At 69.9% G+C, this 11,972-nt stretch carries 10 protein-coding genes; 9 read left to right on the top strand and 1 reads right to left on the bottom strand.

The features are described from left to right. Positions 1-2: 2 nt before the first annotated feature. On the bottom strand, positions 3-746 hold the full coding sequence (locus HDA40_RS04055) for a GntR family transcriptional regulator (protein ID WP_253751821.1): 744 nt from the start codon (positions 744-746) through the stop codon (positions 3-5). A gap of 176 nt (positions 747-922) precedes the next feature. Between HDA40_RS04055 and HDA40_RS04050 the strand changes: the two genes are divergently transcribed. From HDA40_RS04050 to HDA40_RS04010, 9 genes are all read left to right on the top strand, one after another. Continuing rightward, positions 923-2,317 carry an extracellular solute-binding protein gene (locus HDA40_RS04050; protein ID WP_253751818.1) on the top strand — a complete coding sequence of 465 codons (1,395 nt, stop codon included), beginning with the start codon at positions 923-925 and terminating at the stop codon, positions 2,315-2,317. After that, positions 2,292-3,251: a carbohydrate ABC transporter permease gene (locus HDA40_RS04045; RefSeq protein ID WP_253751815.1), complete on the top strand. Its 960-nt coding sequence runs from the start codon at positions 2,292-2,294 to the stop codon at positions 3,249-3,251. The genes HDA40_RS04050 and HDA40_RS04045 overlap by 26 nt, the downstream gene beginning before the upstream one ends. Beyond that, complete coding sequence (locus HDA40_RS04040; protein ID WP_253751813.1) at positions 3,248-4,075, top strand: carbohydrate ABC transporter permease; 828 nt, start codon at positions 3,248-3,250, stop codon at positions 4,073-4,075. Before HDA40_RS04045 ends, HDA40_RS04040 begins: the two co-directional genes overlap by 4 nt. Beyond that, on the top strand, positions 4,075-5,184 hold the full coding sequence (locus HDA40_RS04035; protein ID WP_253751810.1) for an ABC transporter ATP-binding protein: 1,110 nt from the start codon (positions 4,075-4,077) through the stop codon (positions 5,182-5,184). The genes HDA40_RS04040 and HDA40_RS04035 overlap by 1 nt, the downstream gene beginning before the upstream one ends. Next, the gene (locus HDA40_RS04030; RefSeq protein ID WP_253751807.1) at positions 5,181-6,371 is read left to right on the top strand and encodes a CehA/McbA family metallohydrolase; all 1,191 of its coding nucleotides are present in this window, start codon (positions 5,181-5,183) and stop codon (positions 6,369-6,371) included. Before HDA40_RS04035 ends, HDA40_RS04030 begins: the two co-directional genes overlap by 4 nt. Further along, entirely contained in the window at positions 6,368-7,264 is an 897-nt protein-coding gene (locus tag HDA40_RS04025; RefSeq protein WP_253751804.1) for a sugar phosphate isomerase/epimerase family protein, read from the top strand. Before HDA40_RS04030 ends, HDA40_RS04025 begins: the two co-directional genes overlap by 4 nt. Beyond that, positions 7,249-8,325, top strand: a complete 1,077-nt coding sequence (locus tag HDA40_RS04020; RefSeq protein ID WP_253751801.1) for a Gfo/Idh/MocA family protein — start codon at positions 7,249-7,251, stop codon at positions 8,323-8,325. Before HDA40_RS04025 ends, HDA40_RS04020 begins: the two co-directional genes overlap by 16 nt. After that, entirely contained in the window at positions 8,322-11,039 is a 2,718-nt protein-coding gene (locus tag HDA40_RS04015) for a glycoside hydrolase family 38 N-terminal domain-containing protein (RefSeq protein ID WP_253751799.1), read from the top strand. Before HDA40_RS04020 ends, HDA40_RS04015 begins: the two co-directional genes overlap by 4 nt. Before the next feature lie 377 nt (positions 11,040-11,416). Then, positions 11,417-11,863, top strand: a complete 447-nt coding sequence (locus HDA40_RS04010) for a hypothetical protein (protein WP_253751796.1) — start codon at positions 11,417-11,419, stop codon at positions 11,861-11,863. Positions 11,864-11,972: the final 109 nt, after the last annotated feature.

Here is an 11,972-nt window from a genome sequence, read left to right as displayed (position 1 = left end):
GGTCAGCGGGAGAGCAGGGTCAGCTCGAACGAGTAGTGCGACGCCCGGTACACGTGGTCGCCGTACTCGACGGCGTGCCCGGCCGGGTCGTACGCGGTCCGCGACATGGTGAGCAGGGGAGCGCCACGGATTTCGCTGAGCAGCCGGGCCTCGGCCGAGCTGGCTTTGCGGGCGCCGATGGTCTGGTCGGCGATGCGCATCTGGATGCCGCTGTCGCGCAGCACCTGGTAGAGGCCGCGTTCGGCGAGCGCGTCGCGGCTGATGTCGGCGAGCCCGGCGGGCAGGTAGTTGCGCAGGACGGCCAGGGGTTCGTCTTCGGCGTACCGGAGTCGTTCGATGTGGAGCACGTCGGCTCCGGCGGGCAGGTGCAGGGCTTCGGCGGCGGCGGGTGAGGCGGTGACGACTTCGAAGGCCAGCACTTCGGTACGCGGCCGGCGGCGGGCCCGGTCGAGGTCGTCGTAGAGGCTGGTCAGCTCGACTTGGCGGCTGACGCGCCGTTGGGCGACCTGCGTACCGACGCCGCGTTTGCGGACGAGGAGTCCCTTGTCGACCAGGTGGCCGATGGCTTGCCGCATCGTGGGGCGGGACAGGCCGAGCTGGTCGGCCAGCGCTATCTCGTTGTCCAGCCGGGAACCCGGCGGCAGCTGTGCGGACTCGATGAGTTCCTGCATGCGCTGCGCGACCTGGTAGTAGAGGGGGACCGGGCTGGACCGGTCGATCCGGATGAGTTGCGCGAGGCCGTCCACGCCGCCATTATGCGACAAGACATTGATCATCTGTACGTCTGGATGTCCTAACAATCGGGGGCCGTCCGATCTGTTACGTGAAGATTTCGCGGCAGACATTTACGTCGGCAGGTTGTCATGACATTCTGAGCAACGCGAGCCTCTTCGAGTCAACCCAGTCGCCGAAGGGAAGCAATATGTCAGTCCAGCGCAGAACGTCGACGGGCGCGGTCGCCGCGCTCGCCGCTCTCGCTCTCACCATGGCCGGATGTGGCTCCGAGGAGCCGTCCGGCGCCGACGCTAAGAACATCACCCTCACCATCGCCGCCAACTCGATCGTCGGCGGCAAGAACTCCGCAGGCGCCCAGTGGATCCAGGACTGGGTCATCCCCAAGTTCATCGAGGCCCAGAAGGCCAAGGGCGTCACCGCCAAGGTGACGTTCGTGCCCAGCGGCGTCGACGACGAGCAGTACAAGACCAAGCTGGCGTTGGACCTGCGCAGCAAGGCCGGTCCCGACGTCATCGCGATCGACGGCATCTGGGTCGGCGAGTTCGCCCAGGCCGGATACATCAAGCCGCTCGCCGACGTGGCCGGTTCCGGAGTGGACTCGTGGGAGGGCTGGAGCCAGATCCCGCAGTCCGTCCAGGGCCTGGGCACGTTCGAAGGCAAGAAGTACGGCGTGCCGCAGGGCACCGACGGTCGCGTGCTCTACTTCAACAAGAAGCTGTTCGCCCAGGCGGGCCTGCCCGCCGACTGGCAGCCCAAGTCCTGGCAGGACATCCTCGACGCGGGGGCCAAGCTCAAGACCCTCCCCGGCGTCACGCCGATCCAGATCAACGCCGGCACCGCGATGGGTGAGGCAACCTCCATGCAGGGCGCGCTGCCGCTGCTGGTGGGTGCCGGTGGCGAGATCTGGAAGGACGGCAAGTGGTCCGGCTCCACCCAGCCGGTCAAGGACATGCTCGACTTCTACGGCAAGGTGTACGGCGGCGGCCTCGGTGACCCGAAGCTGCAGCAGGAGGCCAAGGGCCGGGACAAGTCGTTCGAGATGTTCGCCGCCGGCAAGATCGGCATCCTCGGTGAGGGCGACTACTTCTGGCGCAGCGTCGTCGAGCCGAAGGCGGGCATCGCGAAGATGGCCGACCGGGACACCACCGTCGGGTACGCGATGATCCCGGCCAAGCAGCCCGGGGCGGGCGTGCGGGGCCAGGACTTCGTCAGCATGTCCGGCGGCGGCGTACGCGTCGTCAACCCCAACAGCAAGTACCCGGCGCAGGCCTGGGAACTGCTGTCGTTCATGAGTTCGGCCGAGGCGGTCAAGTCCGAACTGGCCGGCGCGGCGCGCATCACCGCCCGGATGGACGTCAACAAGGAGGTCCTCGCCGGCGACCCGATGCTCAGCTTCGTGTCGCAGAAGGTGCTGCCGCTGACGGCGTACCGGCCGCCGCTGGCCGTGTATCCGCAGGTGTCGACGGCGTTGCAGGAGGCGACCGCCGCGGTCGTGTCCGGCAAGAGCGCGGCCGACGCGGCCGCGGAGTATCAGAAGAAGGTCGAGGGGATCGTCGGTGGTGCAGGCAACGTCCAGTCCTGACACCACCGAGGACACCAGTACGCAGCAACTGCCGGGGGCGCGCCGCGACGGCGCGTCCCCGGACGCCGCCGGGCTCGGCCGGGCCCGGGCGGCCGCGTTCGTGGTGCCCAGCATGGTGCTCATCGTGCTGTTCCTCGTCCTGCCGGCCGCTTGGACGATCTATCTCGGCATCACCAATTACCGGCTGACCGGGCTCGCCGCCGCACATCCGGAGATCGTCGGGCTGGACAACTACACGACCGCGCTGGGCGACGACCGGTTCCTCACGTCGCTGGGCCTGACGCTGCAGTTCGTGATCGGTTCGGCGGTGATCGGGCAGGCCGGTCTCGGCTTCGCCATCGCGTGGACGCTGCGCGACCGCCGTGGCTTCGTACGCCGCGTCGTCGAGGCGTTCGTGCTGCTGGCCTGGATCCTGCCGGGGTCGGTGGTGGCGTTCCTGTGGATCGCGCTGCTCGACCGTGACGCCGGCACGCTCAACGCCGTCCTGCATACGCCGGGCGCGGCCTGGCTGCTCGATCATCCGATGCTGTCGATCATCGTGTTCAACACGTGGCGTGGCACGGCGTTCTCGATGATGCTCTACAGCGCGGCGCTCGGGAACGTGCCGCCGTCGCATCTGGAGACGGCCAAGCTGGCCGGGGCGAACACCTGGCAGCAGTTGCGTGACGTGGTGTTCCCGCGCATCCGCGGGCACATCCTGACCAATCTGCTGCTGATCAGCTTGTGGACGTTCAACGACTTCTCGCCGTACCTGATCACCGCGGGCGGGCCGGAGGGGAAGTCGGAGATCCTGGCGGTCTACGTCTACAAGGTGGCCCTGTCCGGTGGTCAGCTCGGCTTCGGCTCGGCGATCTCGTTCCTGATGCTGCTGATCAACCTCGTCCTCGCGCTGGTCTACCTGCGGATGCTGGGGCGCCGGAAGGAGGAGGCGTGAACACCACCGTCAGCCACCTGCTCGGCCGGATCGGCCGGTACGTCTTCCTCAGCGTGGTCCTCGGGTTCTTCGCGATCCCGTTGCTGTGGCTGGCGACCGCGCCGTTCGACAGCACGCCGAAGATCACGACGTCGATGCCCGACTTCGCGCTGGACAACTTCCGGGCGCTGCTGGACAACCCGTACGCGGTGGAGTCGCTGCTGAACTCGGTCTGGCTGGCCGGCGGTACGGCGATCCTGGTCGTCGTGTTCGCCGCGCTGGCCGCGTACGCGCTCAGCCGGGTCCGTATCCCCGGCCGGGACGCGCTGCTCTACGGCCTGCTGCTGCTCTCGTCGATCGTGACGGGGACGGCGACGATGGTGCCGTTGTTCGAGCTGGCGTTCCGGTTGAACCTGATCGACTCCCGACTCGGCGTCATCCTGATCATGTCCGGGGGGCTGCTGCCGGCGGCGATCTTCATCCTCAAGGACTTCATGGACTCCACGCCGACCTCGTACGAGGAGTCGGCGCGGGTCTTCGGAGCCAGTCCGCTGCAGATCGTGCGTCACATCGTGGTGCCCTTGGTGCGGCCGGGTCTGGCCACCGTCGCGGTGTGGGCGGTCGCCAACGTGTGGGGCAACTTCCTGGTGCCTTACCTGTTGCTGCGCAGCCCGGACAAGGCACCGGCGGCGGTCATCATGTACACCCTCTACACCGAGGGCGGGCAGGCCGACCTGCGGCTGCTCTCCACGTTCTCGCTGCTCTACTCGCTGCCGGTCGTGCTCATGTTCATCTTCGTGAGCACCCGCTACGGCTTCCGCTTCCACGGAGGGATCAAACGCTGATGGCCGCCATCACCATGAGCGGGCTGACCAAGGTCTACCCCAACGGCGTACGCGCGCTGAACGCCCTCGACCTCGACATCGTCGACGGTGAGTTCTTCGCCCTGCTCGGCCCGTCCGGATGCGGCAAGACGACGCTGCTGCGCACCATCGCCGGGCTGGAGGTCTCCTCCGGGGGCACCATCCACATCGGTGACACCGACGTCACCGGCATGCCGCCGGGGCGGCGCGACGTCGCGATGGTGTTCCAGGACTACGCCCTCTTCCCGCACATGAACGTGCGCGACAACATCGCGTACCCGTTGCGGATCAAGAAGGTGGACCGGCGGACCCGGCACGGCAAGGCGACCGAGACCGCCGGCGGTCTCGGCCTGGCCGAGCTGCTGGAGCGACGGCCGGCGCAGCTGTCCGGCGGGCAGCAGCAGCGCGTGGCGCTGGCCCGCGCGATGGCCTACACGCCGCAGGTGTTCCTGCTGGACGAGCCGCTGTCCAACCTGGACGCCCGGCTGCGGCTGGAGGCGCGCACGTTCCTCAAGCGATTGCAGCGCGACCTCGGCGTGACGACCGTGTTCGTCACCCACGACCAGGCCGAGGCGCTGGCCCTCGCCGACCGGATCGCGGTCATGCAGGGCGGCCGCATCCGTCAGGTGGGCACACCGGTCGAGGTGTTCCGCCGTCCGGCCAACACGTTCGTCGCCGGGTTCATCGGCTCCACTCCGATGAACCTGATCCCGGCGACCGTGCGGGACGCGGGCGTCGAGGTGGCCGGGACGATCCTGCCGATGCCGGAGATCGCCGAGGGCCTGACCGAGCCGGGGGAGACCGTCACTTACGCCGTACGCCCGGAGTATCTCGACTATTCGCCGGCCGAACGCGCGGGCGCGCTGTCGGGCGTCGTCGTGGTGGTCGAGAATCTGGGCAGCTCCTCGCTGGTCAGCCTCGACCTGCCCGGCGATGTCGGCACCGTCCAGGTGGTGGTCGCCGAAGGCGAGGAGCCCGCACCGGGCGACCGGGGCTGGGTCGCGCCGCGACCGGGCCGCGCCCTGCTCTACCGCGACGACGAGCTGGTCGCCGCGCCTGTTCCGGCCCAGCCCACCGGGGCGAACCGATGACCGTGCACCAGGGCCGCTGGACGATGGAGGACCGGGCCGAGCAGATCATGCGCTCGGTGCCGGTCGAGGTCCCGCCCGGCACGGCAGCCCTGTCCGTCGAACTGGCCTACGACCGGGCGCGGGGCGTCCTCGATCTCGGATGCGAGGGGCCGGCCGGGTTCCGGGGCTGGTCCGGCGGTGCCCGGGACCGGTACACGATCACGCCCGGCTGGGCGACGCCGGGCTACCTGCCGGGCGAACTCGAACCCGGGGTGTGGCACGTGCTGCTGCGGCTGCATCGCGTACCGACGGACGGGCTCGACTTCACCGTCACCACCACAGTTTCGGACAAATCGCCGAACCAGCCGACACACGAACAGCCGCCGTCGCCAGAAAGAATGCAACGACGGCCGCTGCCGGAAGTAGACGGGCGGACCTGGCTCGCGGGCGACCTGCACTCGCACACCGTCCACAGTGACGGCAGCTCGACCGTCTCGGAGCTGGCCGTGCTGGCCGTGCAGCGAGGGCTGGACTTCCTCGCCGTCACCGACCACAACACGGTCAGCCACCACCCGGAGCTGGCCCCGGCGGGCGCCCGCTACGGGATCGACCTGATCCCCGGGCAGGAGGTCACCACCGACCGTGGGCACGCCAACGCCTGGGGCCCCATCGGCTGGGTCGACTTCCGCCGCCCGGTCGACGACTGGGTCGCGGCGGTCGGCCGCGACGGCGGGATCCTGTCCATCAACCATCCGCTCGGCGGCGACTGCGCCTGGCGGCAGCCGGTGACCGACCGGCCCCGGCACGCCGAGATCTGGCACTCCGGCTGGTTCGACCGCACCTGGGGCGCCCCGCTGGCCTGGGCGGACGCCTGGCGGCCGGACGTCATCCCGGTCGGCGGCAGCGACTACCACCGGCCCGGCAGCGACGGTCTGCCCGGCAACCCCACCACCTGGGTCCTCGCCGACGACGGCGACGTGCTCGGCGGGCTGGCCGCGGGCCGGGTCGCGATCAACGCCGGACCGCAGGAGGCGCTGCTCATCCGGCTCGGCGACGAACTGCTCGCCCTCGACGCCGACGGCACGGTCCTGATCCGGCCGGACGGCTCCCGGGCGGTGATCCGCGGCGACCGAGTGCTGCTTCCGGCCGGCGACGGACTGCATCTGCTGGAGACGTCTTCGACGGAGGTCGTCGCGATATGTCGGTGAAGATCGCCAACGCCCCCTGCAACTTCGGGGTCTACTCGCTCGAATCCCCGATCGTCGACCCGGACACGATGCTCGCCGAACTGGCGGCCGCCGGATACACCGGCGTCGACTCCGGGCCGATCGGCTACTTCGGCACCGGCCGGGAGCTGGCCGACCGGCTCGCCCGGCACGGCATCCAGCTGGCCGGCGGCTGGGTCGACCTGCGCTACGGCGACCCCGACGGCTTCACGGCCGACCTGCCGAACCTCGACGCCGCGCTCGACGTGTTCACCGCCGTCCCAGTCGACGACGACCGGTTCGCGCCCCGGCCCACCCTCGCCTGCCCCGCCGATCCGCGCCGATTCGCTGCTCCCGGCGTACCGCTCGATCCTGACCTGGCGTTGCCCGAGGCGGCCTGGCCCGGCTTCGCGGACCGAGTCCAGCAGGCCGCGGACCGCTGCCGGGCGCGCGGCCTCGAACCCGTCTTCCACTACCACCTCGGCACCGACATCGAGACCGGCGAGGAGGCCGACCGGCTGCTCGCGCTCACCGACATCTCGATCTGCCTGGACACCGGCCACCTCGCGCTCGCCGGCGGCGACGCGGTGGCCGCGGTGCGCCGCTGGGGTCCGCGCATCAAACAGGTCCACGTCAAGGACGCGGACCGTCTCGTTCATCATCGGGTACGCGATGAGGGGGCCGACTTGTCAGCGATGGTTCGAGCCGGGGGATTCCCGGCGCTCGGACAAGGCGACGTCGATCTTCCAGCGGTGCTGGCCGAGCTGACCGAGATCGGCTACACCGGATGGCTGGTCGTCGAGCAGGACGCCCCCGGCACCGGGCAGGACCTCAGCCGGATCCTCGCCGACCAGCGCGCGAACCGAGCCACCCTCGCCGAATGGGGATTGCGATGATCCGCGTCGCGATAGCCGGGCTGGGCACGATCGCCCGCACCGCGCACCTGCCGATGCTGGCCCGCCGGTCCGACCTGTTCTCCGTCGTCGCGGTCAGCGACCTGTCCCCGACGGCGCTCGCCGAGTTCGACGTCGCCCGGTACGCCGACGCGTCCGAGATGATCGCCGCCGGCGGGTTCGACGCGATCCTGCTGCTCACCTCCGGATCGCACGGGACGCTGGCCGGTCAGGCGCTCGCCGCCGGGCTGCCGGTGTTCTGCGAGAAGCCCCTCGCGCTGACCCGAGCCGAGATCGCACAGCTGCCCGCGACGGATCGGCTGATGGTCGGCTACATGAAGCAATACGACCCGGCCGTGGAACGGGCCCTCGAAGAGCTGGACCGCATCGGCGGGCCGTCCGCGGTCCACCACGTCGACGTCACCGTGCTGCATCCCAGCGGCGAATCGCAGCTGGCCTTCGCCCACCTGCCCACGTTCACCGACGTGCCGCCGGCGGCGCTCGCCTCGCTGCGCGCCCGCGACGACGACCTCGTACGCGCAGCCGTCGGCGACGACCCGGGCGCGCAAGGTCTCTACCGGATCCTCGCCAACAGCCTGAGCCACGACCTGTCGCTGCTGCGGCTGTTCACCGGCGCGCCCGCGACGATCGACCACGCCACGACGTGGACCCGCAAGGGTGTGCCCGAGCCGTCGGTGGAGGTCACCGGTGATCTGTCCGACGGCGGGCGCTACACGTTGCACTGGCATTACCTGCCGGACTATCCGGCGTACCGGGAGACCGTGACCCTGCACCACGAACGCGGATCACTCGAACTGGTCTTCCCGACGCCCTACCTGATGAACGCGCCCACCGTGCTCACGATCGCCGAAGGCCCGACGCGGTCGGTGTTCACCAGCGTCGACGAGGCGTTCGAACGAGAGCTGGTGGCGTTCCACTCGCTGGTCACCACGGGCTCGGCTGCGCGTACCGGGGTCGAGGGCGGGCTGTCCGACCTGGTCACCAGCCAGCGCATCGTCCGCGCGTCCCAGCACCCCGTCTCCGGAGAGGCTTTGCAAGTATGACGCCGACCGAGATCATCGTCGTCCCGCACACCCACTGGGATCGCGAATGGTACGAGCCGTTCCAGCGGTTCCGGCTGCGCCTGGTGGCGCTGCTCGACGACGTCTTCGACCGGATGGCCGCCGACCCGCGGCAACGGTTCACTCTGGATGGTCAGATGGCCGCCGTCGACGACTACCTCGACGTGCGCCCCGAGCGCCGTGACCAGGTCCGCGAGCTGGTGGCCAACGGGCAGCTGGCGGTCGGCCCGTGGCAGATCCTGCTCGACGAGTTCTTGTGCTCCGGCGAGAACATCGTCCGCAACCTGGAACGCGGCCTGCGCCGGTCCGAGGAACTCGGCGCCGCGCTGCCGGTCGGCTACCTGCCCGACATGTTCGGCCACATCGCGCAGATGCCGCAGATCCTGACCGGCGCCGGGCTCGCCCACGCCTGCGTCTTCCGGGGCGTACCGGGGGCGCTGGAGCAGCACGCGTTCGGCTGGGAAGCCCCGGACGGCACCGTCATCCGCACCGAATACATGCCCGGCGGCTACGGCAACGCCGCCTCGCTGACGGCGTCACCGCCGCTGGTCGCCGCGCGGGCCAAGGAGCTGTCGGCGTACCTGAACGCCTGGTATCCGGACGGCGGGCCGATGCTGGGCATGTACGGCACCGACCATGCCGCCCCGGCTGCCGACGTCGCGGACCTGCTCGCCCGCGCTTCTGCGGAGACCGGGCTCGACCTGCGCCTCGGTACGCTCGCCGAGTACTTCGCGACGCAGTCGGCCCGGTTCGAAAGCCTGCCCCGGATCACCGGGGAACTCCGGTCCCACGCCCGCGCGAACATCCTGCCCGGGGTCATCTCTGTGCGTACCCCTGTGAAAAGAGCGATGGGACGCGCGGAGCGGGCGGTCGAGCGGCACGCCGAGCCGCTGGCGGCCTTGTGGCACAACGGGCCGCCGGTGCAGGGTTTCCTGGACATGGCGTGGACTCGGCTGATCGACGCGTCGTGCCACGACTCGGTGACCGGCTGCGGCTGTGACGAGACCGCGGTGCAGGTGGCCGCGCGGCTGGCCGAGGCCGACCAGCTCGCGCGGGCGGTCGTCGACCTGGCCGGGGCGAGCCTGACCGCGGTCGTGCCCAATGACGGGTACGCGGTCTGGAACCCCTCGCCGTTCGAGCGGACCTCGGTCGTCGAACTGGATCTGCCCGAATCCGACGGTCTGGTCACGGGCGACGGGACGCCGGTGCCGATCCAGGTGCTGTCGTCGGGACCGTCGGTGCTCGCCGACGACCTGCTCGACGGTCTCTCTGACATCGCCAAGGGATTGCGGCGCATCCACGGCATCGAGCTGTACGGGCAGGAGATCACCGGTTGGGAGTTGGCCGGTGACGAGCTGACCTTCCACGTCGCCCGGCACGGCGACCCGTCGTTCAGCGTGGACGACGTCTGGACAGCCCTCGACGATCGCTCCTCGGTCCGGATGCGGATCGTGGCCGCGCCACGCTCGGTCGTCGCCGCTGCCGTCACCGTTCCCGCCCTGGGACACGTGTCGGTCCGGCCGTCTTCTGAGGTGTTGCCTGCTTCGGCGGTGTCCGTGGACGGGTCCATTCTGGACAATGGGGTGCTGCGGTTCGACGTGGCCGACATCGGGCTGATCGTCGACGGCGGCGACGTGGGGGACAGCTACAACTACGCCGCGCCCGCCACGGATGTGCTGGTCTCCGAACCGGTTTCCACCTCGGTCTCGGTGGTTTCCTCGGGCCCGCTGGTGGCTGTCGTCGACGTGTCGCGGGTGTACGAGTGGCCGGTCGCGGCCGCCGAGCCGACCCCGGTCAGCCCGACCATCGTCGCCGCCGCGCCACCGGCTCCGGCCCGTTCCTCGACGCTAGTGCCGGTGACCGTGGTGACCCGCGTCGAGCTGCGCGTCGGCGAGCCGTTCGTACGCCTCACGGTCAGCTTCGACAACCGGTGCTCCGACCATCGGGTGCGGCTCCACCTGCCCACGGGTGCTACCTCGATGACGTCGTACGCCGAGGGTCAGTTCGCCGTCGTCTCCCGATCTTCCTCGTCGGTGGAGGGTGGCGGTGGGGAGTTCCCGCTGCCGACGTTCCCCGCGTCGGGCTTCGTCGTAGCGGGCGAGACGGCCGCGCTGCTCACCCAGCCCACCGAGTACGAGGTGGTCGACGGGCACCTCGCGATCACGCTGCTGCGTTCGATCGGCATGCTGTCGCGCAACATCCACGCGCTGCGTGACGAACCCGCCGGGCCGCAGTTGCCCGCGCCGCAGGCTCAATGCCACGGGCCGATCACCGTCGACCTCGCGGTCATGCCGATCCGTGCCTCGTGGGATCGGGCGGGGGTGGCTGCGGCGGCCGAGGTCTACCGGCATTCGCTGCTGGCGTTCCCCGGCGCTGCGTCGCCGTCGGCTCCGTTGCCTGCTTCGGCTTCGGGGTTGTCGGTGTCCGGCGACGGCGTCGTGATGACGTCGCTGCGCTCCCGTTCCTCCTCCGCTTCCGGTTCCGACTTGGCTTCCGGTTCCGACTTGCTGGAGGTACGCGTCGTCTGCCTGCAACCGGCTCCCTCGACGGCGGTCTTCTCTGTGCCGGGCCTGAGCGCGGCGTGGCTGGCCGACTTGCGGGGACGTACGGGGTCTGCTGTGGACATCGGCCCGGACGGGTCGGTGCGGGTGGATCTGCGCGGCTTCGAGATCGCCACCGTCCAGCTCGCTCGCTGATCCCGGCGCGCGGGGCCACCGGCCTCGCGCGCCGGCTATCTCCTGATCTCCGGAGTGCCACGCACGTGATCATGGTGCGGTGACGTGCGTGGCGCACCGGAGATCATCTTTCCGTGTGCCGTACGCGAGGCACCGCAATTTTCGCGGATTCGTTGGGTTCAGCTGTCCCCGCGCGAAGCCTACAGTCGCATCCAGATCGATCGTGGTAAGTCCGGACTCACCAAGATCGCATAGTGCGCGCGGAACCGTAGGGTGCCGGCACCGTAGGTGTCCGCAGGGCTGGGGCAGTGCGAACGCGTCACTGCCACCGTCACGGACGCCTCTCCCCGTTGCAGTGCACCTCCTGGATCGCGTGACCGTCCCTGGAGAGGATCATCATGAACTGGAAGCGTACTTCCGCAGTGGCCGTCGCGTTGAGCGTGGCGCTCGCCGGCCTCACTGTCGCCACGCCGGCCCAGGCGGGCAACTCTTACACCACGCAGTTCTGCAAGGACAACATGTACCGCCTGACGAACAGCGGCAGCGCCACCGACATGCCGATGTGGTGCCGCATCCAGGCCGGACCGGCGGCGAGCTTCGGCTACACCGGACCAGCCGATGGATACCCCGGCGTCAACAGTTGGAAAGGTGTCCAGCGGTACCTGACGCGGGAGAACGTCTACAGCGGCCCGATTGACGGCGTCCCGGGCAAGTACACGTACATGGGCATCCAGACCATCGCCAAGCGGAGCGGCGGATACACCGGCCCGATCGACGGCGCCCCCGGCTACTACTCCTGGCTCGGGTTCGACAGGGCCATCCGGATGATGTGGTTCGGACCCTGACGACCAGCTCGTGGTGCGGGTCCGGCGAACGGCCGGGCTCGCACCCCCTGCTCCACGGTTGCCACTGCTCGACGGCAGCCATCGGGCCGAACCTCGCCGATCGAACCGC

The sequence above is a fragment of the Hamadaea flava genome (assembly GCF_024172085.1).
Lineage (GTDB): Bacteria > Actinomycetota > Actinomycetes > Mycobacteriales > Micromonosporaceae > Hamadaea > Hamadaea flava.
The sequence above is the reverse complement of the archived record's forward strand: the minus strand, read 5'-3'. Positions and strand labels throughout refer to the sequence as shown.

Coding starts and splice junctions, on each gene's coding strand:
- HDA40_RS04030 (WP_253751807.1), top strand. CDS start 5,181: ATGACCGTGCACCAGGGCCGCTGGACGATGGAGGACCGGGCCGAGCAG.
- HDA40_RS04050 (WP_253751818.1), top strand. CDS start 923: ATGTCAGTCCAGCGCAGAACGTCGACGGGCGCGGTCGCCGCGCTCGCC.
- HDA40_RS04010 (WP_253751796.1), top strand. CDS start 11,417: ATGAACTGGAAGCGTACTTCCGCAGTGGCCGTCGCGTTGAGCGTGGCG.
- HDA40_RS04035 (WP_253751810.1), top strand. CDS start 4,075: ATGGCCGCCATCACCATGAGCGGGCTGACCAAGGTCTACCCCAACGGC.
- HDA40_RS04015 (WP_253751799.1), top strand. CDS start 8,322: ATGACGCCGACCGAGATCATCGTCGTCCCGCACACCCACTGGGATCGC.
- HDA40_RS04020 (WP_253751801.1), top strand. CDS start 7,249: ATGGGGATTGCGATGATCCGCGTCGCGATAGCCGGGCTGGGCACGATC.